Here is a 22,342-nt window from a genome sequence, read left to right as displayed (position 1 = left end):
ACCTGCTATCGGGTATAAACATTCGCGTGACCCCCGGGAACCCGAGGACCGACTCCGACCGCGGCCAACTGGTCCTGCTCGCGGCCGCCCTCGTCGCCGTCGCGCTCGTCCCGATGGCGTTCGCGTACCTCCAGCTCGGCGCGCACCCGGACGTGAACGCGAGCACCGCGGACGACCGGGCGACGGCGGACGTCGTCCGCGCGGTAGAGCGCGCTGCGGCGAACGCCTCCGCCCGGGTGGCCGGCGAGTATCCGTGGGCGGACCGCTCGGACGCGCGGACGGCGTTCGCGCGCACGTTCGACGCCGACGTCTCGCGCATCGAGCGGTCGCGCCTGCGCGAGTCGGTCGCCGTGACCGTCGAACGGAACACGAGCGCGGCCGAGGCGTGGGCCGAGTCGAACTGCCCGTGGGGACCGAACCGCCGGTTCGGGTCGTGCGAAGCGCGCGAGGGTCTCGTCGTCCAGGAGCGCGTCGACGAGACGGCCGTCGTCGCACTCGCGGTCGACGTGACCGTGACCGAACGCTCCGGGACGACAACGGTGACGGTCGTGCTGACAACCCCGTTCGCGTAACCCTTCCTTCACGGCCACGGAACCGTTCCAAACGGAACGAACGGTGCGAACGGTACACGAACCGACGGGAACCGACGGGAACGGTCGGTCCCGGTTATGGGCGGTCCGGGAATACCTCGAAGTGGAGCCGCCATGGCGACGAAACCCGACTATTCAGTGAACCGGAGCGACAACGCAGACGAGACAGACCTCCGTCCCATCGACGACGAGGCACAGAGACGCGACATCGAAGCGGCGTACCGGTCCTTCGAGGCCGACGAGCGGGCCGCCGAAACGGGGCGGCACCAGCGACCGGACCGCGAGCAGAGGGAGTCCGACCGCGACTGGAACGCGGTCGGCGTCGTCACGTCGCTGGGGGCGACGTGCCTGTTCGGACTTGGGAGCCTGCTGGGTCGGTCGGCGGGGCTGGCGACCGTCGCCTCCTTCGCGTTCGTCGCGGTCAGCGTGTTGCTGGCACGACGCGGCTGGCGCTGGCGTGGGTAACGGCGTCCGTCGAGAATCACGAACGATAATCTGAGGCGCGCCTTGAAGTACGTCGACTAGCGAGTCCGTTGTAGAGATGAGATATCCCGACGGGGCCTGCCAGGAGTGCGGCGAGCGACTGTACGGAACCGCCGACGGCGGGACGTTCTGTCCCAACTGTGGGACGTACCCCGTGGACGCTGCCGAGCAGGATGTGCTCGGCGAGCAAGAGAGAAGCGAGGCGGTTCCGGAAGCGCCCTGAGGCGGGCGCGCTCGGTCCCGGCGGGCCGTCGGTTCTTCGTCCTTCGTCGTTCACACACCCCAGCGGCTGGGCCGTCCGACACGACCGGCGTCGTTCCCGTCGTTCGTGTCTCCTGATGGTGGCCGGTACTACTCGGACGGCGACCGACACCGACGGCGCCCAACGACGAGACGCCTCGGCGTCCTGTCCGGCGAAGTGACGGAGAACCTAGCTACGGACCGCCGCCGCCCCGTCGGCGAGGCGAGATAAAAGCGAGTGAGGGCGGCCGCGAGATCAGTCGTCGAGCGTGGCCGAGAACGCGGGCGACGGCGAGGCGTCGAGACCCTGGTCCACTCGGACCGTCCCGGCGGCCGCCACGGACTGGAGGTGGTCGGCGTCCGCGCGCAGTTTGGCGGCGAACTCCCCGTCGAAGTCCGCTTGGTCCTCGGCGAGCGACTCCGCGGCGAGCGCGAGTCGCTGAAGTTGGTCGTGACCGAGCGTGACCGTCTTCGCGAGGCCGCCGTCGAGTTGCGCCGTCGTCATACACACACGATTGGCAGAGGGATATTAACGTGTTTCGCCGATAGAATCAGGTCTGATAATTTCGCTCGACACTGGGTCGGTCGGCGGGCTCAGAACTCCGCGAACTTGTCGCGGCGGTAGAGGTCGAGCTCGCTCACCGTGTCGGGTGAATCCCGCGCGAGCGCGAACCCGACCGCCTCCGCGACCGTCTCGGGGGCGGTCACGTCCCCCGGTTCGAACCGGTCCTCGAACGCCTCGTCCTCCTCGCCGCCGAACTCCGTGCGTACCTCCGAGGGGTTGATGACGGAGACGGCGACGCCGTCCTCCCCGACCTGCCCTTCGAGACTGTGGGCGAACCCGCGCGTCCACCACTTCGTGGCGGCGTACACGGGGTTCCCCGGACGGGGGTGGTGACCGGCGAAACTGCCGATGAACACGAGTGTTCCCTCCCGTTCGCGCAGGTGCGGGAGCGCCGCTCGCGTCGCGTAGAACATCCCGTCGACGTTCACGTCGGTCATCGTGTGGTACGCCTCGTCGGTCATCGACTCCACGTCGCCGCCGAGGCCGACGCCCGCGTTGTTCACCAGCGCGTCGAGCGCACCGAACTCGTCGACCGCCGCGGCCACCAGCGCGTCCACCTGCTCGCGGTCGGTGACGTCCGTCTCGACCGGGAGGGCGTCGGCGTCGTGAGCGTCCGCGAGGTCGGCCGCGATGGCGTCGAGTTTCTCCAGCCGTCGCGCGCCGAGCACGACGTTCGCACCCTCTCTCGCGAGGAGGTGAGCGGTCGCCTCGCCGATGCCGGAACTCGCGCCGGTGATGACCACCGTGTCGCCGTCGAGTGAACGCATACGTCCGCGCGTCGGAGCGAACGGGCAAAGCCGTTCCCCTCGGTCCCCGTTCCGGCGGGGGACGAGTCGCGCGGTCCGACCGAACTAGTCGGACTCCTCGAGCGGGGAACGCGCCCAGTCCGGTTCTTCCCCGTGACGGACGACGATGTTCTCCCGACCGATGCTGATCTTCCGAATCTCGTCGTCCTCCTCCATCCCCGAGAGTACGCGGCTCACCTTGGACTTCGACCAGCCCGTCGCACCCACGATGGCGCCCTGCGGCATGCGACCGTCGTGTTCGTCGAGGAGTTTGAGCACCTGTCGTTCGTTGGACAGCGCGGTCGGCATCGGGTCGCCCCCCTCGTCGGTCACCTCGGTGCCCTCGGTGGGCTCGGCGACGGTCGGTCCGTCCGCGGTACCGTCGGCCGCCGGCGTGCCCGCGCCGGGGTCGTCTGGCTCGTCCCCGGACTCGGAGTCGTCGGAGCCGCCCCCGGACCCGCCGAACGGGAGCGAGCCACCCAGACCGCGCCGTCGGGCGAAGAAGACCACTCCCGCGACGAGGAGGAACGCGCCGACCACGAGCCCGACCCCGAGCATGGTCGTCTCGTCGATGCCGTCGGTCGGGTTCGTCCCGGCCTGGACCTCGGCGCCGTCGGGCCGACCGTCGCCGTCCGTGTCGGGTTCGGTCGGGTTCGTCCCGTACTCCTTCACCTCGGGACCGTCGGCCAGTCCGTCGCCGTCCGTGTCAGGTTCGGTCGGGTTCGTCCCGTACTCGTTCACCTCTACGCCGTCGTCGAGGCCGTCCCCGTCCGTGTCGGCGCTCGTCGGGTTCGTTCCGTGGACGTTCACCTCCGCGCCGTCGTCGAGGCCGTCCCCGTCCGTGTCGGCCTTCGTCGGACTCGTGTTGTACTCGTGAATCTCCGTGCCGTCGTCGAGGCCGTCCCCGTCCGTGTCGCCGGTCGCCGGGTCCGTCCCGTGCGAGAGCACCTCGGCCCCGTCGCTGAGGTTGTCGCTGTCCGTGTCGGGTTCGGTCGGGTTCGTCCCGTACTCGTTCACCTCCGCGCCGTCGCTGAGGTTGTCCGAGTCGGTGTCCGCGACGGTCGGGTCCGTCTCGTGCGTCCGGATTTCCGCGCCGTCGTCGAGGCCGTCGTCGTCCGTGTCGGCGTCCAGGAAGCCCGTCGACCCGTTTATCTCGTTGCGGTTCCCGAGGCCGTCCCCGTCCACGTCGCCGTCGGCCGAGAGGAGGTGGACGGGCCGCTCGGCGCTCGCCAGCACCGTCCCGTTGGCGCGAGCGGTCGCGACCAGCGTTCGCTGGCCGGTGTCGTTGTTCGGCCAGCTATCGAACGCGAACTGGATGTTCGTCTGCGTCGCGTTCGGGTTCACCGGCCGACACGCGAGCGTCTGGTCGCCGCCGCCGGTGGTCCCCAGACACACCTTCTGCACTCCCGTCCCGTTGACCGACACCGAAACCGACTGCGACTGCCAGTTCGCGAGGTACGCGACGTTGTCCGCCGTCACCACGATACCGTCGCCGTCCACGTTCATCTGTAAGGACGGAGCAACGGCCGCGGCTGACCCTGTAGACGCCAACAGAAGACACGTAACGACCACGAGAACGAATGCGCGGCCGCGCGTCCCTGAAGGGGACCGGGATTCCATCGTACTGTGGGGAGACGACGGGCAGTAAAAACGCCGTCGCAAGGGAGAATAAGGCGGTAAGTAATGAGCAACAATTCACTCCGAAACAGTTCGCAATCGTCGAAACCGTCCCGGGAGGGAGGGGGACCGTTGGAAACGCCTCGGGAGGACGGTGGACGATGACGCCGAGTTAATCCGGGGGCCGCTGTAGCGAGGAGCGCTGCGATGCGAGAAACAACAACCAGGCGAAAGCTGCTGGCTGGACTATCAGGCACTGCGCTCGCGCTCGTCGCGGGATGTTCGGGCGGCGGTGGGGGCGCGGCGAACGAGACAGACATGGGCGCCGGCGAGGCAACCACGGCGATGGCCGAGGAAACCACGGTCGCCGCCGAGGAGACGACCGCCGCAGAGGAAGAGGAGACGACCGCCGCAGAGGAAGAAGAGACGACTGCCGCGGAGGAAGAGGAGACGACTGCCGCGGAGGAAGAGGAGACGACCGCCGCCGAGGAGAGACGGAGTCGAACGAGACGACGACCGTCGGCAACGAGACGACGACCGTCGGCAACGAGACGACGACCGTCGGCAACGAGACGACCAGCGGGAACGAGTCGGCGTAACGACCCCGTTCGGCTACTCGACGCACATCGCGAGTGTGACATCTTTTCTTCGACGACCGGTCCGATAGCGTGCTGTGCCGCCGAGAGAGACCGAATCGGTACGGAGCGGCGGCCCCGTGCTCACTCGGCCGGGCCGGGGGCGTCGGAGGTGGTCCCCGACGCCGCCCGGAGGAGCCGAGAGCCGAATCGGACCCCCGGCCGACCGAACAGCGACGCCAGCAGGAGCGCGACGGCTCGGGGGGTCCGCCGCCACCAGGCCGTCCGCACGAGGTCCGCGACCGCCCGGGCCGACCAGCCGCGGTCGTCGAGCAGGAGCGAGGCCCGGAACTCGTGCGTCGACGCGAGCGCCCGTGCCCGCGTCTCCCGGTCGTAGAGGTCGGCGTACTCGCGGACGATGTCGCGGCGACCCTCGAAGACGCCGAGCGACCCGCCGAGCGACCCGGGCGAGTCGCCGCGGACGACGAGCGGGGCGTCGACGAACTCGAACTGCGTTCGGCGGGCGAACTCGACGATGAGCCCGAGGTCCTGTGCGCCCGGGCGGTCGGCCAGCGGGACGACCGCGTCGTACAGCCGTCGTTCCGCGAGCATGGTCGACGTGAGACACGGGTAGAGGTCGAACGCCAGCGCTCGCTCCAGTACGTCCCCGCGCGCGTCCGGGTCGGGGTCGAACCGGCGGCCGTCGTCGAACGTCATCCCGCAGTAGGCGACGCCTGCACACGGCGACGATTCGAGCAGTTCGACCTGCCGGGCGAGTTTCTCCGGGCGGAGCCGGTCGTCGTCGTCGAGCAACTGGACGTACGTCCCGCTCGCGCGGTCCACCCCGACCGTCCGGGCGGCGTTCGCCCCGCGGTTCTCCGGCAAGGCCACGTACTCGACGTCGTGCCGTTCGGCGACCGGGCGCGCGTGCCCCTCTCCCGAGTCGTCGACGACGACGGTCTCGACGGCCGGGTGCGTCTGCGCGGCGACGCTATCGAGTGCGGCGTCCAGCCTGTCGTTCCGGTAGTGGGTGGGGACGACGACGGAGACGAGCGGCGGGTCGTCGTCGTACATGTGCGAGGAGGACGACCGCGGCGGGGATAAGTACACGCGGGTTACGTCGGACCGAACCATCAATCGGACAATAATATCGGCGGCCCCACTCCATCGTCCGGCGACTGTATAGCGGTGAACGACCCGTGAACGGGCCGCTCGCGACCCGACCGCCGCGGGCGGAACAATTAATGCCAGGTTACTCGAACAAGTACGTAGCTGGTAATGTGACGTGCTCCGAGGAGGGTCGAACATGAGCGGGGAAGACGGGGGAGACCGACGGGAGAGTCGTATCGAACGCGACCAGATATACACGCTCTTGAGCAACCGCCGTCGGCGAAACGTCATCCACTCGCTGCTGGACGACGGCCCGGGGTCCGACGTCGGAGAACTGGCGTCCCTGCTCGCCGCCTGGGAGAACGGCTGTCCACCCGAGGAAGTGACCTCGAAGCAGCGAAAGCGCGTCTACACGGCGCTCCGCCAGACGCACCTGCCGAAACTCGCCGACGCAGGTGTCCTCGACTACGACGAGAACCGCGGCGACGTGGAACTCACGGCCGCCGGGGCCGACCTCCGCAAGTACCTGTGGCACCCCCACGAAGTCCGGTGGACGCGGTACTACGCCGCCGCGTGCGCCGTCGGCGTCGTCCTCGTCGTCCTGTCGTGGACGGGCGTTCCGCCCCTCGCCACGGTCCCGGCGTCGGTACTCGCGAGCCTCGTCCTCCTCCCGTTCACCGCGCTCACGGCCGCCAACTTCGCCCGCACTCGCCGGGCGGTGCGGGACGCCCACGCCCGCGACGCGGACACCACCTACGGGTCGCTGACCGTCTCCCCGGGCCGGTCGTCGGTGACGACGGTCTCGGACGGGGGCGAGTCGAGCGACGACGAGTGACCGGCGCTCACGCCGTGGCGCGCGCCAGTCGCTCGCGCTCCGTCCGGAGCACGTCCGTCCAGACCGAGAACAGCGCGGAGTTCAGCCGGTAGCTCGCGTCCACGTCGCGGACCCACGCGTCGTCCGCGAACAGCAGTCGCTGGAACCGGCGGACGTCGGGCGGGAGGCTGTCGCGCCGCCCGCCGTAGTACGCCGCCGAGAGGCGGCGGGTCCGTTCCACGAGCGACGCGGGCACGTCGACGCCCGACTCGCGGGCGACGTACGCGAACCACTCCACGTGGAGCACGGCGTCCGCGAGCAGGAAGCGGTCGCGGAACCCGGAGACGCCAGCCGTCGCCGGCGCGCCCGCGACCGGAACGTCGACGGGGCGGGAGAACGACGGGGCCGGGACGCCGCCCCCGACGCGGGCGTACGGGGTCGCGACCCGGCGAAGCCGCCACGACGCCAGCGCGACCGGCCCCGTCAGCGCGGCGCGGTACCACGTCGGGGTCCACGGGAGGAACGGCGGGCCGAACGCGGCGTCGGCGAACAGCGTGGCGGCGACAGTCCGGGCGAGCGTGGGCGGTACGTCGGTTCGCCCTCCGCGGAGCGCCGCGTACCCGTCGCGGCAGTCTGCCCGCAGGTCCCCCCCGTCGAACCCCATCTCCTCCGTCACGCGAGCGGTGTACTCCGCACCGGCGCGGTACCACTCGGCGAAGTCGGCCGGCGTCCGGCAGCCCAGCAGGCGCAACAGCGTCACGCCCGGGCTTCGCCCCCGCCGCCCCTGAGTCCGCCGGTTCCCGGTTCGTCCCGTCGTCAGCCGGACCGGGTGCCCTCGTCCGTCCCGTCCGCGTCGTCTCGGTCGTCCCCGCCGTCGCCGTCGTCCACCTCGTCTAGCACCTCGTCGGGTTCCGTGCCGAGGTCGGTCGCCTTCGCCCCGTCGTCGTCGCGGACTCCCTGCTCCGCGCGGAGACGCGACACCGAGTACCCGACGGCGTGGACCGCGAACACGGCGAGGAGCGGCCCGAGGAACAGCCCGTACCAGCCGAACAGGGCCGCGCCGAGCACGTACGCGAACAGCACCAGCCCGGTGTGGATGCCGCGGCCCGAGAGGTACGGGCGGAGCACTGTCTGGGGGAGGATGTCGAGCAGGAGGAACGACGCGACGAGGAACGCCGCGGGGTAGGTGAACGGCGTCCCCGTGCGAACCGCGGCGGCGAGGAGGTAGAGTCCGGCCGGGACGTACACCAGTTTCCCGACGACCAGCGGGACGAACGTGGCCACCCCGGTTAGCAGCGCGAGCAGGGTCGGGACGGGCAGGGTGACCGCCGCGGGCGCGACCATGTTGTACCCGTTGTAGACCAGCACGGAGGCGACGCCGACGAGCACCACCGTCACGAAGTTGCCGAAGTACACCTCCTCCAGGTCGGCGTCGACGGTGCGGAGGAGCGCGTACCCCGGACTGCCCGGGTCGAACACGCGCTCGCGCACCCACCGGTCCACGTCGTCGCCGTCCCGCAGGAGGAAGAAGACGAGCGCCAGCATCAACGAGAGGTGCAAGAAGGCGTTCCCGAGCGTGGCGAGCGTCCCGAGGAGCGCCGAGAGACCCTCGCGGATGCCCCGAAGTTCCCCGAGACGGCGCGAGAACGCGAGCGGGTTCCGGACCGCCTCCGAGAGCGACGACGGGTCGCCGGGGAGCCGAGAGACGACGAACTGGACGGCGTTCGCCCCCGCGAACGCCGAGAGCTCCTGGACCGCGATGCTCCCGGCGTAGCCGACGAGCGCCAGTATCGGCACGACGAGCGCCAGCACCGTCACCGTCGCAGCCAGTCCGTGCGAGGGGAGCACTCGTTCCAGCCGCGTGTGAATCGGCCGGACCGCGTAGTAGATGAACAGCCCCGTGACGAACGTCCCGACGAACGAGTAGAGGAACAGCCCGACCGCGGCGGCTCCCGCGAGCGCGAGGAGCCACCAGCGCGTCCGCTCGGGCGTCGGGAGCCGCCGGCTCACGCCGCGCCCACCCCCGCGACCGACACCCGCCCCGGTCGACGCGCCCGGGTCACGCTTCGTCCGGGTCGACGAGGTTGTCCGAGAGCCCCCACTCGCGGGCGCGCGCTTCCGCCTCCTCGCGCGCCTCGGCGCGGATGGCGTCTACCCGTTCCTCGTCCGCGAGGAACGACGCGAGCGCGTCGTGTGCGCCCGTACTCGCGTCGTCCCCCGGCGTCCGCCGGCGCCGCCTCGCGCGTCCGGCGCGCGAGCGCCGGGTCGCCCGCGAGGTCCCGGGCCGGCGCGCCCGGCGCGACGCGGAGGTCCGCACACGAGTGTGCGGCCTCCAGCGCCCGTTCGGGGAGCGCGTACAGCGAGGCCCTGACGGGACCGACCGTCGCGAGCGCCGCCAGCGCGTCCGGACCGCCGGCGTCGCTGCCCGCCTCGTAGGCGAGGACCGGGACCCCGTCGGCGAGAGTGAGCACCCCGTGCGTACCGCCGTCGAGCAGGAGCGCCGACTGGGGTTCGAGCGTGAGGTAGCCCGTCGTCGCGTCGTCGAGGGCGGCCCGCAGCGGGTCGCCGGGACCGTCCACGACGCGCGCCGAGCGCAGGTCGCCCCGGGGGATGGCGACGCGGCCCGCGCCGACGGTGGGACCGCCGCTCATGGCCGCTCGGGGACGACGGCGCTGCGGAAGCGGTCCGCCACCGCGCCCGCCTCGCCGGGGCGGGGATCGATACGGGCCGCCGCCTCGCGGAACGCCGCCGCGGCGGCCGACTCGGGCGCGTGTGCGAGCAGCGGTTCGCCCGCGTCGCGCGCGGCCCGCGCGGCGTCGCTGTCGGGGACGACGCCGAGCGTCCCGCCGTCGAAGTACTCCTCGGCCTGGTCGGCGACCCGTCCCAGGTCGCCGTGAACCTTGTTGAACAGGACGCCCGCCCCCTCCGTGCCGTACGAGCGGGCGTACTCCTGGACCTTCAGCCCGTCCGAGAGCGAGGGGATCGTCGGCTGGAGCACGGTGACGACGCGGTCCGCGAGCACCACCGGGAGCACGGCGCTCTTCGAGGCGAGCGTCGCCGGGGAGTCGAGCAACAGCACGTCGGCGTCGGCCGCCAGTTCCGCGGCGACCGCCCGGAGGCGCGCCGGGTCGGACGCCTCGAACGCCGCGAGGCTCGTCCCGCAGGGGACGACCCGCATCCCGTACCGGTCGTACGTCGCCTCGGCCACGTCCGTCTCCGCCCCCTCGACCAGCAGGTCGTGGAGCGTCACGTCGGCGTCGTCGAGTCCGGCGTGAAACAGCAGGTTCGCCATCCCCGTGTCGGCGTCCACGACGGTCACGTCGTACTCGTCCGCGAGCGCCATCCCGAGCGCGAGCGTGCTCGTCGTCTTCCCCGTCCCCCCCTTGCCGCTCGCCACGGCGAACGCCTCGACCATACCCGGCCTGACGCGCGCCTACACAAGTAACTTCGCCACGCCTGACGTGAGTCGGTGCGAGACGAACCGCGGCGACGGCGGTCGAGTTACCGAGCGCCGACGAGTCGGAGAATCCCACCGACGGAGCCGGGTCGAGTCGGAGGTCCCGGTGGCGGTAGCCACCCGTTCGACCCGGCTCCGAGCCGCGGTGCGCGTCTCTGCGCGTTCCGGACGTTCCGGTATCCGCGGACACGCGACCACCGGTGTCCACGAACCGTCCCCATCGACGGTACCGGTGTGAACCGGCGTCGAAACGAACTCGGCTGAGACGCGTGTACCTGCGGCCTGCTCACGCCGTACCTTTTTCCGTCGGCCTCGAGACGACGGGTCGCGCTCTGGCGAGCGGGTTATCTCGCGTCGCGTCTACCGTCCGGCATGGCGCGCGTCGTCGAGGCGGTCGTCGGACGTGGGGAGTTCCTGCTGGGGGAGACGCTGGCGACGACCGAGGCGGTCGTCCACCTCGAAGAACTGGTCCCGACCGGCGAGGGGGTCGTCCCCACGTTCGAGGTCGGCGAGACCGACCTCTCGGCGTTCGAGGCGGCCGCGGCCGACGACCCCACCGTCGAGTCGCTCGAACGGGTCGCGAGCGACGACGAACGCGCCCTCTACCGCGTGGAGTGGTCCGGAACCGACGGGGGCGTGCTCGGCCCGATAACGGCCGCGGAGGGAGAGTTGCTCTCCGGCGAGGGACGGCGCGACGGCTGGGAGTTCACCATCCGGTTCGCCGAGGCGACCGACCTCTCCACGTTCCTCGGCGAGTGCGTCTCGGTCGGGGTCGGACTCGACGTGCGGCGCGTGTACGACGCCGACGGCGTCGAGGACGCGGGCGGGACGTACGGGCTGACGGAGCGACAGCGGACCGTGCTCCTCTCAGCGTTCGACGCCGGCTACTTCGACGTGCCGCGTCGGGCCACCCAGACGGACCTCGCGAGCGAGTTGAACGTCGCGCCCCAGTCGGTGTCGGAACTCATCCGGCGCGCGACCGCCGAACTGGTGGCGAACACCGTCGCCAACGGCGGCCGGGTCGAGCGGGAACCGGAACGGGAGGCGTAGGCGACGGCCCCGCCCGCTGAGTCGGAGCGGCGAGAGCGGCCGCCGCGAACGTCGTCGGGGCGTACGTCCTCCCGTACCTGCTCGCCGCGTTCGCGCTCGCGGCGGTCGGCTGGTACGCGACCCAGTCCGGGTGGAACCGGTCGGACGAACGGCCCGGAAGAACTCACGGGCTATCGCTCCAGCCGTCTCTCACGGTTCGGCTTGCCTTGTACAAGGCGAACGTCGGCGGGAAAGCACTTGTCGCCCGGCGCGAATCGGACGGTGTGCGACGCCGCTCCCTCCTCGCCTCGCTGGCCGGCCTGTCCGCCGGCTGTCTCGCCCCCGGCCCCGGCTCGGGCGGGGGAACCGGGACCCCCGCGAGCACGCCGACCGACACCGACTCGGCGCCCACCTCGTCGACTGCCGCGCCCACGACCACCGCCGCGACGACGGCGACGGGAACGCCGCCCGACCCGCCGGGCGAGTCGCGGTTCGCGGGGCGCTCGGTTCCCGACGTGGAGGGGGACCCGACCGCGTGGTACCACGAGGCCGACGCCGACAGCGGCCTCTACCTCCGCCCGTCCGCCGAACGGGTGTCGCTCCCGACGGCGGTGACGTTCACCGCCGTCAAGCGCGGCGACCGCGAGGACGGCTGCGGGGTGTGGACGCTGTACAAACTCCGCGAGGGAACGTGGTACAAGCTGTTCCCGTGGGTGGTGCTCGAAGCGTGCTGGCACGTCGGGCCGGGCCGGACCCGGTCGTTCACCGTGACGCTCCGCCCGGACCGCCCGCCGGACGGCGTCCCGTTCGCCGGCGGGGCCGACGGGCAGACGCTGGGGCCGGTCGGCGCCGGCACGTACGCCGTCCGCCAGGAGTTCGACGCCGGCGAGGGGTCGATAGCCGCGCTGGTCGAGGTGACGGGCGACCCGCTCACGGGGCCACTCGCGGACGTGACCAGCGAGCGGGACGGGACTACCGTCACGGCCACGAGCGACGCCTGGCGGGAGGCGGACGCGGCGGACCGGGCCGTCGTGACCGCCGAACGCGCCGCCGACGCGGCGGACGCGACACCGACCGTCGCCGAACAACTGTCGCTCCTCCGCGGCCCGGCGCTGTGGAACGCCGTCGCCTCGTTCGGAGCGGCCGAGGAGGGCGTCGAGACGGTCCGTCTCCGCACGGCCGAGAGCGCGTGGACGACGTACCCGTTCGGCCACGACACCGACAGCGTGACGTTCCGCCTCCGCGGGCGGGCGTACGAGGCGACACTCGACCGCGACCCGGGCACCTGACCGACTCCGGAGTCGTCTCCCGTCGCTTCCCTGGCGTCCCGTCCGCGCGGAGCGAGTCGACCGTTATCGGCAGTACGCCCGTCGAGTGTTCCTCCGTCACGGGCGTCGGTTGGCAGAACCGACGCCTGAGCGTTGCTGGGCGCGCTATCGAGAGCTGTCGGGCAGTCGGGAGAACCGGGAGTGCCGCAGGGGCGGCGGCCACCGCCGATTCGCTCACGTCCGGTCCAGTCGGAGCGTCAGCGTCTCGACGGCGTCACACCGGGGACAGACGTGTCGGTAGACGAGGCGGCGGTTCCGATACCCCGTCTCCCACCGCCCGCCCTCGTCGGTGTAGCCGCACTCCCCGCACCGCGGCGTCTCGCGGAGTCGCTCCCGGTAGCTGTCCAGTGGGGTGGTTCCGGGTCGACCGCTTCGTGCCATGTGGTAACACACATCCCGAACGGACAAAAGCGGCTAGGACCGTTCATCCGCCCGACGCCGCGGCTGTCGGATGCTCGAGAGCGAGGCGCGAGAACGCGATTCGACGGCGCGCTCGCGGCCGCTCACGCCTCGTCGAACAGGTCGTCGACCGCGTCGCGCGCGGCGCGAGCGGCCTCGTCGGCCACGTCCTCCGCGTCGGCGTCGGCGTCCGCCGGGGGGTTGACGTAGACGTCCACGTCGAGCACGCCGTCCTCGAACGTGACCGTCACGTCGAAGTCACGCAGGTCGGCCTGCTTGTACCGCTCGAGGACGACCCCCTCGGCCGCCTCCGAGGCCGTCTCGACCACCTCGCGGTCGGTCGGGCCGTCCGCTCGGCTCGGTTCGTCCGTCTCGTCCGGGCTCATCTACGCGCCGCCGGCGCCACCGGGACCGCCCGGACCGCCGGGACCGCCGCCCATCCCCGCCGGACCGCCGCCGCCGCCGCCCTGCTGGAGCATCTGCTGGAGTTCCTGCTGGAGTTCCTCGAACTCCTCCTGCACGCGCGTCTCCTGTTTGTCGAAGCGCTCCGCGCGCATCTCCAGCGTGTCGACCTTCTCCTCGAGTTCCTCGTACGCCTCGTCGTACGTGGTCTCGACGAGGAGTTCGCCGACCTCGCGGTACATGACCGTGTCCTCGTCGACGTCCTCGAGCGTCTCGAGGGCCGTCTCCGCCTCCGAGAGCGACGTCTCCGTCGACTGCTTCTGCTCTGCGAGCTGCTGGGCCTGCTCCTGAAGGTCCTGTAGTTCCTCGATCTTCTCCTGCGCCTGCGGCGGCAGATTACCCTGCATACCAGGGCCGACGTGCTTCGGCCTGAAAAACCCGGTCATGTGCCGGCGCGAGCGCGCGCCGGTGCTCGCGCGCCCTCGACCCGCCGACGGCGCTCCCTCTCACTCGGCCACGGCGACCGCGTCCTCCGCGACTCGAACCAGTCGCGTCCACGTGTTCGTCCCCGCCCGGAGCGCGACCAGGTCGCGCGCGCGGACGACCACCTCGACCGTGTCGCCGTCGCGCCTCGCGTCCGCGCCCGAGCGTTCGTCGGCCATCTCGCCCCCCTCGACGGCGACCGCCTCGTGGACCGCCCGAGCGCGCCGCTCGTCGACGTAGGGAAACGAGAGAACCGCACGGTGGTCGGCGTCCCCCGGGGGGGTCACTTCACGTCGACTTCTTTCACGACGGGGGCGCGCTCCTTCAGGAGCACCCGGTGCCCGCAGTAGGGGCACCGGACCCCACCGTACTCGTCGAGTTCCACGTCGCGCTTACAGCGGGAGCACTTGTAGCTCATATCGGTAGTGTGAGGCGGGACTACTTACGTTACTCGTCGTCCTCTTCGCCCTCGAGCGCCGCCCGGATGGAGCGCCGCACGCCCCGGCCGCCGGGGGTCTGCGGGCGGTACGCGCCGCCGGTGAACGTCTCGCCCGTCTCCTCGTTGACCCAGACGCCCGTGCCGACGCGCTTCACCGAGTCGCCGTCGAGCGTCGCGCTGTTCATCCCGCCTTCGATCTCGGAGACCCGTCTGCGGGCGACGCGCCCGTAGCGCGCGCCGAACCGCCCGGCGCTCCCGACGCTTCGCGCCTTGTCCTCGGCCATAGTGGTCACCGGTTCGCCGCTGGTGGTGAAAAACCCTGCGAGTCGGCGCGCCACCGGGACGGACGCGCGCGGACCCGGTCGGCCACCCCTCCGGCCACCCGTCGGCGCCGGGATAGAATATTTAGTTCGTGTTAGTTACGAAGTAATATACAAAACGCTGCCCCGTCGTGTGAACGGCGACCGGCACGTGCGGGGAGTATCTTTATCAGCGAGTACCGTCGTTAGGGGACGGAGCCAACCGGAATGCTAATCGCCGAATTCCACCTGTCGACGCCCATCCTCCGTGACGCGCTGGCGGCGGCACCCGAGGTGACTGTGGACCTCGAACGCACCATCGACACCGACCCGGCGCGCCTGGAGTTCTTCGCGCGCGGCGACGACCTGACCCGGTTCGAGGGCGGTCTCGAATCCGACGAGTCGGTCGACGACGTCCGCGTGCTCGGAGAGGGGCCGGACTTCCGGTTCTACCGGGCGACGCTCTCGGAGAAGGCGCACGCACGGACGACGTACCGGAAGTGGCTGGAACTCGAAGCCACCCCCGTCTCGGCCGTCGGGGACCAGAACGGCTGGAACTACCGATTCCAGTTCCCCTCGCGGGACGCGCTGGCGGAGTATCGCGACGCCTGCCGGGAACTGGGCCTCACCTTCACCCTCTACGGCCTCTACGAACGCTCGGACCCCCACCCGAGCGACGAACACGGACTGGCCGACGACCACCAGGCGGTCTAGGCGAACCCCTCGTCGCGTAACGCGTCGTTCAGGTCGGCCCGCACCCGCTCGCCGGTCTCGCGGTCGCCGGCCGTCGTCACGACCCGGTTCTCCTGGACGCTCGACCCGTCCCGCAACAGGAGACGGACGTTGCCGTGCTTGTCCGCGCGCGTCGCCTTCGCGCGGAGTCCGGTCCGCGACCCCTGTCCACCGGCGTCGATGGGTCCGGGGATGATCTTCTTCACGTGCGGGTGGGCGGCGACGACGCCGATGACCTTCCGGCCCGTCCGGCCGCCGATGAGCGTGGAGTGCGAGCCGCCGAGTTTCTCTCCCGGCGCCTTCTCGACCACCTCGAGCGACGGCTCCCCCCGTCGTTCGACGACCGTTCCCACCGGGTCGTCGTCGGGGACGCGGTAGAACTCGTAGTGGACCTGCGAGCGCGTCTCGCGCAGCGGGTCACGTTCGCCGGCGGCGTACACCGTCTCCGGACGCTTGCGCCGGAGTTCGTCCGCGACCCGGCCGGCGAAGTTCCGGAGGTACGCGGGACGGGTCCGCTCGTCCGTCTCCGGCACCGCCGTCACCGTCGTCTCGCCGACCACCCGCGCCCCGCCGTCGGCCGGCGCCCGACCGTCGGCCGCCTCCTCCTCGAACGCCAGCATCGTGAGCGTCGCGCGGTCGGGGGCGAAGACGACGACGACGGCGTCGCAGTTGGCGGTCTCACAGCGCAGGCAGTAGTCGCCCGGTCGGTCGAGCGAGGCGCTGCACCGCCGGCAGTTCATACCGGAGCGACGCCGCCGCGCCGGATAAGCCCGTCCGTTTCGGGCGGCACGTCCGTTCGCCGGTGTCGCCTCTCAAGCGGCGGTCCGGCGACCCGCCGACTCGACCGAGGCTCGTCTATACACCCGATACCGCGATACTGAACCGCCGGTCGGCGACAGACGTTCGAGGATGGCGGTCCGGGACCGGTCTGTCGGACTGGGTCGCGCTACTCGTCACCGCGACCCGACGGCGTCGTCACGTCGAACGCCGCCGGGTCGGCGTCCGCGACCGTCGGGAGTCGCCGGAGTCGAGGGCGCACGAGGACGTACAGTCCCGTGAACCCAAAGCCGAACGCGGCGAGTCCCATCGTGGTCGTCGTCCCCAGCAGTTCGGCGACGACCCCGCCGACCAGCGAACCGAACGGCAGCGTCGCCCCGGAGGCCGTCCCCTTGATGGAGGAGACGCGCCCGAGGTGGTTCTCGGGGAAGACGGTCTGGTTCAGCGTGGCCGTGAGCACGCCGCCGACGCCCGCGGGCACCCACGCGAGTCCGAACAGGACGACCGTGATCGACGGCGACGGCGCGTACACTGCGGCGAGCCAGCAGCACGCGGCCAGCGAGTTGGCGACCAGCGTCAGCCGGCCGTACGCGACGCGCTCCAGGGACGGCGCGAGGAGCGACCCGACCAGCCGACCGACGCCGAGCGCACCCAACAGCAGACCGTAGACGGCGGGACCACCGAGTTCGTCGCCGAACGCCGGCAGGACCGCGAGCGTCACGCCGGTCGCGAGGTTGAACACCGCCGTGGTGAACACCAGTTCGACGAAGACGGACCCCCGGAGTATCTCGACGCCCGCTCGCAGGTCGGCGACGTACGACCCGAGCACCGAGCCGTCGGTCTCCTCGGACGCCTCGCCCCCGCCGCCGGACGCCGGCACCGCGATGCCGGCAAACAGCAGGCCGGCGACGGCGAACGTGGCCGAGTCGAGCAGGAACAGCGCCGTCGCGCCGAAGACGGCGATGACCCCGCCGCCGAGCGCGTCGAACACCATGTCCAGCCCGAGCGTGACGGTCGCGAGCGCGGAGTTACCCCGCGACAACTGCTCGTCGGCGACGATGCGGGGAACGAGCGCCGCCTGCATCGGCGCCATCACCAGCGTCGCGAGCGTCAACACCGGCACCACCGCGAGCAGGACGCCGACGCTCAGCCGCCCCGTCACTGCGGCGAGCGGGAGCGCGAGCACGACGACGCCCTGTAGGGCCTGCGACCCGACGAGCACGGGTTTGAGCGGGAGGCGGTCGACGACCGGTCCGGCGAGTATCTGCAACAGCCACGGGAGCAGCAGCAGGGCGTTCGCGACCCCGGTGAGGACGGTCGACCCGCTGAGGTCGTAGACGAGCCACAGGACGGCGACGGTGTAGAGGCTGTCCCCGGCGTTCGTCACGAACTGCCCGGCGAAGAACCGCAGGAAGTCGCGGTTCCGCCACAGCGACGGCCCCTCGCCGGCCGCGTCGGCCGCGGTCATCGGCGGCCACCGCCGGCGGTCGTCGAACGCGGTCGACGCGGTCGTCGCGGCAGCGGGCGACGCGTCCGTTGGTCGTGAGACGGTGCGTGGTCGGACGAGCCCCGGCAGTGGGCCGGTGGCTCGGTGAGTGGCGACATGTGCGTGTGTTCGGTCGGTGAACTGCGGCTACGGGAGGTAGCGGAGCGAGCCCGAGTGCTGCGGCTATCGGGCCCCGCTCGCGGCTGGAGGCGAGAGCGGGTCGAACACCGGTCGACACGCGAACCGACGGGTCATAGAACGCTTCGTCCGACGCGTCGGCAAGCCCGGACATAGGGCTGACGGTGCCGTGGTACGCGGTCACGAACCGGCGAGCCGCAGGAGGGCAGTTCTCCCGAACACGGGGACGAGATTCCGGACGCCGACTCGGTCGCGAAGCTCACCGACTATCGGGCGACGACCGACGGCAGCGAACCTGTCGCGGGAGGGGAGCCACCGGCCCGTGCGCGCGGTCCGGAACGGGTCGTTCGACCGCTCGGTGCCGACCCGACAGCCCGCTCGGGCGCTAGTCGGACGCGGGCGCCGAACCGTCCACCTCGTCGTCGCCCGTCACCTCGTCGCTCGCCTCGTCGTCGACCGGGTCGCTAGCCGACACCTCCTCCTCGGACTGAGGGTCGGTCCCGACGTCGCCGCCCATGGACACGTCGGGGGTGAGCGGTTCGCCGTGAATCAGTTCCGGGAGGACGATGCGGACGGCCTCGAGCATCACGATGAAGACGATGGGGAGGAAGAAGAACCCGTACCAGCCGAACAGGATGGGGCCGAGCACGTACGCGAACATCATCATCACCATGTCGAGTTGCCGGCCCGTGATGTACGGTTGGACGAGTCCCTGCGGGAGGATGTCGAGCGCCAGGAAGTAGACGACGAGCACCCCGCCGACGAACACGAGGCTACCGCCGCTCTGGGTCGTCTGGAACCCGAGGTAGGCGACGACCGGGAGGTAGATGATCTTCCCGACGACGATGGGGATGAGGCTCGCGACCCCCGTCAGAAACCCCAGCGTGAGCACCATCGGTACGCTTACTCCCTGGGGCGCGACGACGTTCGTCCCGGCGTAGACGGCGGTGGCGATGACCGTCATGACGACGACGAACAGGAGATTCCCGAAGAACACCGACTCGAGGTCCTCGTCGACGGCGACGGCGTACGCGTGCGCCGTGGAGTCCTCGCCGCCGGTGAGGTCGAGCAGCGCGTCCGAGAGCGTGTCCTGTCGTTCCAGGAGGAAGTACGAGACGGCGATCGCGAGCGAGATGAGCAGGGCACCCCCCACGACGGCCGAGACGACGGTCGTCCCCATCTGGAGTGCGGACTGGATGGACTGGTCGGGGGCGGTGAGAGTCTGGACGGGATTCTGAGTGAGCGACGCCAGGAACTTCCCCTGCTCCTCGGAGAGTTCCTCCAGGTTGAAGTACCGCTGGATGAGGGGGGCCTGTCCCTCCCCACCGACGAGCATCTGTACCTGCTGGAACACCCGGAACCCGGCGTACAGCGCGACGAGGACGACCGGGACGATGGCGAGCGCGACCGTTATCCCGGCCGCGAGGCGGTCGGAGTTGACGTACTGGTCGACTCGGCGGTGGATGGGTCGCGTCGCGTAGTAGCCGAAGACGCCGAGCGCGAGCATCCCGACGAACGAGTGCGCGATGAACACCGCCGCGGCGAAGAGGACCGCGACGAACAGCCACCACCCGACACGTTCCCGACCGCCGACGAGTTTAGCGACGTCCATTGGAATCGTCTCCAGAGGACTACGCCCCTCTCGCGGAAATAAGCGCCGGCTCCCGCGAGACCGCGCGGAAGCGCGCCACGACCGCCGAGCCGGGCGATTCGACGGGGTCGACCCGACTCAGAGTCGTTCCGGGTCGCACTTCAGGTACTCCCGGAGTACCGTCGTCGCGTACGACCCGGACGGGAGCGCGAACGAGAACACCGGGTCCCCCTCCCGTTCGCGCACGTCGAGGTCCAGCGACAGTCGTATCGCCCGCCGGGTGCCCGTCGACTCGAACGACCCGGGGAGCGCGAAGTCGGCCGGGCCGACCCCGAGGTCCGAGAGCACCGCCCGCTCGATGTCTCCCGGTTCCCCCTCGGCGAGGTCCGTCTCGGTGCCGACGAGCGGTGCGGTGACGAACGCCCGGCCGCGCTCGCAGTGGCGCGCGAGCACGTCGAGTCGGTCGTCGGTCGCCCGCTGGACCCGGTCCGTGTCCGGTTTCGGGAACTCGACGTCGCGCTCGGCGAAACAGCAGACGTCGCCCGCGACGGGCCGCTCGAACGGCAGTCCGCGGCGGAGTCGTTCGCTCACGACGCGGTTGAACGCGTACGACTGGGCGGCGTTGACGAACAGGCGCTGGAGGTTCGACGGGACGGCTTCGAGCGCCTCGCGCCAGTCGGCCCCCTCCGCGAGCCGGTGGAGCATCGAGCGCTCGTAGCGCAGGCGGCCGGGCATCGCGTCGAGGGCGGCCCCCCAGTCCGGGCTGTCGGTCGCCGCCTCCCGCTCGACGACGCGGCGGGCCGCCCGTGACTCCTCGGGTTCCGCCTCGTGGGGATTGCCGCAGTACGCGAGCACCGCGCCGCGCCAGTCGCCGCGGACCACGGCCAGCCCCACCTCGTGGGTGACGGGACGGCGGCTCCCGAACCGCTGGTGGCCGAAGTAGTTGGGGACGGCGGCCCGGTCGCCGCCGAACGCGCGGAGCGCGGCGGTGACGGGGGCGGGGTCACCGGTCGCGTCCCGCACGCGAATCTCGAACTCGTTGCCCGCGAGGTCCCCGAACGTGAGCGCGCGACCGACCCGGCCGAGCACCGTCACCTCCGCGTCGCGCACGTCCGGGAGGTCCGCGGGGTCGACCCCGCGGAGCGTGAACAGTTGCGTGGTCATCGCGTGCTTGTCCTTGGTTCCGGCCCAGGAGACCCGTTCGCGGCTGACTCCCAGCCCGTCCGAGAGCCGCCCGGCGAAGTCGTTGGTGTCCCAGCCCCGCAGCGTGACCCGGACGAGGAGGTGGGGGTACGACCCCGGGTCGGCGTCGACCGGTTCCGGCTCCATCCGCTCGCGCTCGCGCACCCGGAAGTCCTCGGGGGCGACGCGGAGGCGGCCGCCGATGCCGTCCGCGTCGCTGACGTAGAACTCGGTGCCGACGGTCCGCTCGCGGGGGTGCGCGTCGTGCATCACTCCCGCTTGGACGGCCGGCGAGAAGTGCCTTACCAGTTGGCGTTCCGCACGCCCTCCGCCGTCATCCCGGCGAACGCCGCCGCCGCCGTCTCGTGGTCGAACCCCCCGAGGCTCTCGACGGCCGCCTCGCGTGCGCGCCGGAGCGACGCCTCCAGCGCGGCGAACGCGTCGTCGCCGGCCAACTCGGCGGGCGGCTTGGCCGCTTCGAGCGCCGCGCGCTTCTCCGCGAGCGCGAAGTGGTCGCGGACCGCGTCGTCGTACGAGGAGAGCGTGAGGAGGTGCTCGACCGTCGACAGCAGTTCCGTCCGTCCGACGGGCTTGCTGAGGTAGGCGTCGAACGCCATCCCGACCACGTCGAAGTCCGGGTCGACGGCCGTCACCATCGCCACGCGGGCGTCGCAGTCGGCCGCCCTGAGTCTGTCGAGCACCTCGTCACCGTGGAGTCGGGGCATCCGCCGGTCGAGGAGAATCACGTCGGTGTCGGGGGTCACGGCTTCGACGGCCGCCTCCCCGTCGTGGGCCGTCGAGACGTCGTACTCGTCTCGGAGCCAGATGGCGTACATCTCGGCGACTGCCTCCTCGTCGTCGGCGACGAGGACGGACGGGGCGTCGGTCATCGCAGTGCGACGACCCACACCGGAGGTGGGTAAAATAGGCGGTGGTCCGATTCACAGAAGCGATAATTCGCCGGTCACCTTGTCCACGACGGCGTCGGGACCCGGGCCGACCGCGAGCGCCGTCACCGTCCCGGGGTCCAGTTGCGTGTGGCCCGCGTCGCGCACGACGGCGTACGGCAACCCCTCGCGCTCCGCCGCGTCCGCGAGTTCGAACAGTTGCGACTCGCCGTCGCCCTTCAGGACCACCTTCTTCTGCCCCTCCCCCTTCCACTCGCGGCGGGCGCGCTCGCCGGTGTCCTCGTACGCCGAGAGCGATGCGTGCGCCACCTGCGCGGCGAGTTTGCCCGTCCCCATACCGATGTCCGTCCGGGCGACGATGGCCTGTTTCACACCCGCCGGGTCGCAGTGACGGCCTAAAAGCGCTCTCCTCGCACCCTACGGGACGGTAGGGGGTTCGTATTGATGGTTTGCCGTCCCGCGTGCTACCACATGGCATCCGACTGGACCCTGTCGGACAGAACGCGAACCGCCTTCGCCGGCCACGGCGTCACCGACGGCTCGACGCTGCTCGACGGCGCGAGCCGAAACCTCGGCGCGCCGCCGGACACGAGAGTGGCCGTCTCGCCGTCGGTGCTCCGCGCGGTGGCGGGCGCCTTCCACGAGGCGTTCCGCGACGCGACCGACCACCGGGGCGTCCCTCCGTCCGTCGAGGCCGCCCTCGACGACGCCGTGGCGTGGACCGAGACCGAGTTCGGCGACCTCGACGGCGCGGGCGTCTCTCTCCGCGAGGCGCTCCTGCCGGCCTTCTACCACCAGTTCGCCGGGTTCCACCGCGCGTACTGCGGCCGGTCGCGGGTCCCCGAGTTCGAGCGGTGAGCCGCGCCCGGTCGTCCCGGGCGACCGGACGGGCACGCGGCCCGACGACCGGCGG

28 protein-coding genes and 1 pseudogene are annotated in these 22,342 nt (G+C 71.3%); 8 read left to right on the top strand and 21 right to left on the bottom strand.

Annotated features, from left to right (window positions below):
* Window positions 1–26 precede the first annotated feature (26 nt).
* The 3 genes from AC6RUA_RS10930 (at window position 27) to AC6RUA_RS10920 (ending at window position 1,296) form a co-directional block, all read left to right on the top strand.
* On the top strand, window positions 27–572 hold the full coding sequence (locus tag AC6RUA_RS10930) for a DUF7261 family protein (protein ID WP_499813042.1): 546 nt from the start codon (window positions 27–29) through the stop codon (window positions 570–572).
* Window positions 573–704: 132 nt separating this feature from the next.
* Entirely contained in the window at window positions 705–1,055 is a 351-nt protein-coding gene (locus tag AC6RUA_RS10925; RefSeq protein ID WP_499813041.1) for a hypothetical protein, read from the top strand.
* Between the two features lie 76 nt (window positions 1,056–1,131).
* The gene (locus AC6RUA_RS10920; RefSeq protein ID WP_499813040.1) at window positions 1,132–1,296 is read left to right on the top strand and encodes a hypothetical protein; all 165 of its coding nucleotides are present in this window, start codon (window positions 1,132–1,134) and stop codon (window positions 1,294–1,296) included.
* A 273-nt stretch (window positions 1,297–1,569) separates the two neighbouring features.
* Here the strand turns inward: AC6RUA_RS10920 and AC6RUA_RS10915 are convergent, their stop codons facing one another.
* The 4 genes from AC6RUA_RS10915 to AC6RUA_RS10900 form a co-directional block, all read right to left on the bottom strand.
* Window positions 1,570–1,818, bottom strand: coding sequence for a hypothetical protein (locus tag AC6RUA_RS10915; RefSeq protein ID WP_499813039.1), 249 nt, complete (start codon window positions 1,816–1,818; stop codon window positions 1,570–1,572).
* A gap of 89 nt (window positions 1,819–1,907) precedes the next feature.
* Window positions 1,908–2,645: an SDR family oxidoreductase gene (locus AC6RUA_RS10910; RefSeq protein ID WP_499813038.1), complete on the bottom strand. Its 738-nt coding sequence runs from the start codon at window positions 2,643–2,645 to the stop codon at window positions 1,908–1,910.
* 84 nt (window positions 2,646–2,729) lie between these two features.
* Window positions 2,730–4,169, bottom strand: coding sequence for a helix-turn-helix transcriptional regulator (locus AC6RUA_RS10905; RefSeq protein ID WP_499813037.1), 1,440 nt, complete (start codon window positions 4,167–4,169; stop codon window positions 2,730–2,732).
* An 830-nt stretch (window positions 4,170–4,999) separates the two neighbouring features.
* Window positions 5,000–5,929, bottom strand: a complete 930-nt coding sequence (locus AC6RUA_RS10900) for a glycosyltransferase family 2 protein (RefSeq protein WP_499813036.1) — start codon at window positions 5,927–5,929, stop codon at window positions 5,000–5,002.
* Window positions 5,930–6,161: 232 nt separating this feature from the next.
* On the opposite strand from AC6RUA_RS10900, the gene AC6RUA_RS10895 reads away from it, so the two are divergent.
* The gene (locus tag AC6RUA_RS10895; protein ID WP_499813035.1) at window positions 6,162–6,800 is read left to right on the top strand and encodes a DUF7344 domain-containing protein; all 639 of its coding nucleotides are present in this window, start codon (window positions 6,162–6,164) and stop codon (window positions 6,798–6,800) included.
* A 7-nt stretch (window positions 6,801–6,807) separates the two neighbouring features.
* On the opposite strand, the gene AC6RUA_RS10890 is transcribed toward AC6RUA_RS10895, so the two are convergent.
* The 5 genes and pseudogenes from AC6RUA_RS10890 to AC6RUA_RS10870 all read right to left on the bottom strand — a co-directional run bounded on the left by AC6RUA_RS10890 (window position 6,808) and on the right by AC6RUA_RS10870 (window position 10,194).
* Window positions 6,808–7,539 (bottom strand): DUF8116 family protein, encoded by a 732-nt coding sequence (locus AC6RUA_RS10890; protein ID WP_499813034.1) that lies wholly within the window; start codon window positions 7,537–7,539, stop codon window positions 6,808–6,810.
* Window positions 7,540–7,595: 56 nt separating this feature from the next.
* Window positions 7,596–8,789: an AI-2E family transporter gene (locus tag AC6RUA_RS10885; protein WP_499813033.1), complete on the bottom strand. Its 1,194-nt coding sequence runs from the start codon at window positions 8,787–8,789 to the stop codon at window positions 7,596–7,598.
* 49 nt (window positions 8,790–8,838) lie between these two features.
* Window positions 8,839–9,096, bottom strand: a complete 258-nt coding sequence (locus tag AC6RUA_RS10880) for a DUF8054 family protein (protein ID WP_499815440.1) — start codon at window positions 9,094–9,096, stop codon at window positions 8,839–8,841.
* Window positions 9,092–9,430 (bottom strand): annotated as a pseudogene (locus AC6RUA_RS10875) (DUF8054 family protein); the annotation flags it as partial. The gene AC6RUA_RS10880 and the pseudogene AC6RUA_RS10875, both read right to left, overlap by 5 nt.
* Window positions 9,427–10,194: a nucleotide-binding protein gene (locus AC6RUA_RS10870; RefSeq protein ID WP_499813032.1), complete on the bottom strand. Its 768-nt coding sequence runs from the start codon at window positions 10,192–10,194 to the stop codon at window positions 9,427–9,429. The pseudogene AC6RUA_RS10875 and the gene AC6RUA_RS10870, both read right to left, overlap by 4 nt.
* A gap of 414 nt (window positions 10,195–10,608) precedes the next feature.
* Between AC6RUA_RS10870 and AC6RUA_RS10865 the strand changes: the two genes are divergently transcribed.
* Both AC6RUA_RS10865 and AC6RUA_RS10860 read left to right on the top strand, forming a co-directional pair.
* Entirely contained in the window at window positions 10,609–11,286 is a 678-nt protein-coding gene (locus AC6RUA_RS10865) for a helix-turn-helix domain-containing protein (protein WP_499813031.1), read from the top strand.
* 263 nt (window positions 11,287–11,549) lie between these two features.
* Entirely contained in the window at window positions 11,550–12,554 is a 1,005-nt protein-coding gene (locus AC6RUA_RS10860; RefSeq protein WP_499813030.1) for a hypothetical protein, read from the top strand.
* A gap of 213 nt (window positions 12,555–12,767) precedes the next feature.
* Here the strand turns inward: AC6RUA_RS10860 and AC6RUA_RS10855 are convergent, their stop codons facing one another.
* The 6 genes from AC6RUA_RS10855 to AC6RUA_RS10830 all read right to left on the bottom strand — a co-directional run bounded on the left by AC6RUA_RS10855 (window position 12,768) and on the right by AC6RUA_RS10830 (window position 14,600).
* The gene (locus tag AC6RUA_RS10855) at window positions 12,768–12,974 is read right to left on the bottom strand and encodes an HVO_0649 family zinc finger protein (RefSeq protein WP_499813029.1); all 207 of its coding nucleotides are present in this window, start codon (window positions 12,972–12,974) and stop codon (window positions 12,768–12,770) included.
* Window positions 12,975–13,096: 122 nt separating this feature from the next.
* Complete coding sequence (locus AC6RUA_RS10850; protein WP_499813028.1) at window positions 13,097–13,378, bottom strand: DUF3194 domain-containing protein; 282 nt, start codon at window positions 13,376–13,378, stop codon at window positions 13,097–13,099.
* Complete coding sequence (locus AC6RUA_RS10845) at window positions 13,379–13,801, bottom strand: prefoldin subunit beta (RefSeq protein WP_499813027.1); 423 nt, start codon at window positions 13,799–13,801, stop codon at window positions 13,379–13,381.
* A gap of 99 nt (window positions 13,802–13,900) precedes the next feature.
* Complete coding sequence (locus tag AC6RUA_RS10840; RefSeq protein WP_499813026.1) at window positions 13,901–14,164, bottom strand: KEOPS complex subunit Pcc1; 264 nt, start codon at window positions 14,162–14,164, stop codon at window positions 13,901–13,903.
* Window positions 14,161–14,295 (bottom strand): DNA-directed RNA polymerase subunit P, encoded by a 135-nt coding sequence (locus AC6RUA_RS10835; protein WP_499813025.1) that lies wholly within the window; start codon window positions 14,293–14,295, stop codon window positions 14,161–14,163. Before AC6RUA_RS10835 ends, AC6RUA_RS10840 begins: the two co-directional genes overlap by 4 nt.
* Window positions 14,296–14,324: 29 nt before the next feature.
* Entirely contained in the window at window positions 14,325–14,600 is a 276-nt protein-coding gene (locus AC6RUA_RS10830) for an eL43 family ribosomal protein (protein WP_499813024.1), read from the bottom strand.
* A 243-nt stretch (window positions 14,601–14,843) separates the two neighbouring features.
* Between AC6RUA_RS10830 and AC6RUA_RS10825 the strand changes: the two genes are divergently transcribed.
* Window positions 14,844–15,329 (top strand): bacterio-opsin activator domain-containing protein, encoded by a 486-nt coding sequence (locus AC6RUA_RS10825; protein WP_499813023.1) that lies wholly within the window; start codon window positions 14,844–14,846, stop codon window positions 15,327–15,329.
* Here AC6RUA_RS10825 and AC6RUA_RS10820 read toward each other — a convergent pair.
* The 6 genes from AC6RUA_RS10820 to pth2 form a co-directional block, all read right to left on the bottom strand.
* A complete protein-coding gene (locus tag AC6RUA_RS10820) occupies window positions 15,326–16,087 on the bottom strand; it encodes a DUF2103 domain-containing protein (protein ID WP_499813022.1) in 762 nt (253 codons plus the stop codon). The two genes, AC6RUA_RS10825 and AC6RUA_RS10820, sit on opposite strands and share 4 nt — an antisense overlap.
* Before the next feature lie 206 nt (window positions 16,088–16,293).
* Window positions 16,294–17,592 (bottom strand): MFS transporter, encoded by a 1,299-nt coding sequence (locus AC6RUA_RS10815; protein WP_499813021.1) that lies wholly within the window; start codon window positions 17,590–17,592, stop codon window positions 16,294–16,296.
* 541 nt (window positions 17,593–18,133) lie between these two features.
* Entirely contained in the window at window positions 18,134–19,360 is a 1,227-nt protein-coding gene (locus AC6RUA_RS10810; RefSeq protein WP_499813020.1) for an AI-2E family transporter, read from the bottom strand.
* Between the two features lie 117 nt (window positions 19,361–19,477).
* The gene (gene truD, locus AC6RUA_RS10805; RefSeq protein ID WP_499813019.1) at window positions 19,478–20,791 is read right to left on the bottom strand and encodes a tRNA pseudouridine(13) synthase TruD; all 1,314 of its coding nucleotides are present in this window, start codon (window positions 20,789–20,791) and stop codon (window positions 19,478–19,480) included.
* Window positions 20,792–20,823: 32 nt separating this feature from the next.
* Window positions 20,824–21,411: a response regulator gene (locus tag AC6RUA_RS10800; protein ID WP_499813018.1), complete on the bottom strand. Its 588-nt coding sequence runs from the start codon at window positions 21,409–21,411 to the stop codon at window positions 20,824–20,826.
* A 51-nt stretch (window positions 21,412–21,462) separates the two neighbouring features.
* On the bottom strand, window positions 21,463–21,801 hold the full coding sequence (pth2, locus tag AC6RUA_RS10795) for a peptidyl-tRNA hydrolase Pth2 (RefSeq protein ID WP_499813017.1): 339 nt from the start codon (window positions 21,799–21,801) through the stop codon (window positions 21,463–21,465).
* 99 nt (window positions 21,802–21,900) lie between these two features.
* On the opposite strand from pth2, the gene AC6RUA_RS10790 reads away from it, so the two are divergent.
* Window positions 21,901–22,287: a hypothetical protein gene (locus AC6RUA_RS10790; RefSeq protein WP_499813016.1), complete on the top strand. Its 387-nt coding sequence runs from the start codon at window positions 21,901–21,903 to the stop codon at window positions 22,285–22,287.
* The last annotated feature ends 55 nt before the right edge of the window (window positions 22,288–22,342 follow it).

This window comes from Halorarum sp. SLYT50, from assembly GCF_059821265.1.
The sequence above is the reverse complement of the archived record's forward strand: the minus strand, read 5'-3'. Positions and strand labels throughout refer to the sequence as shown.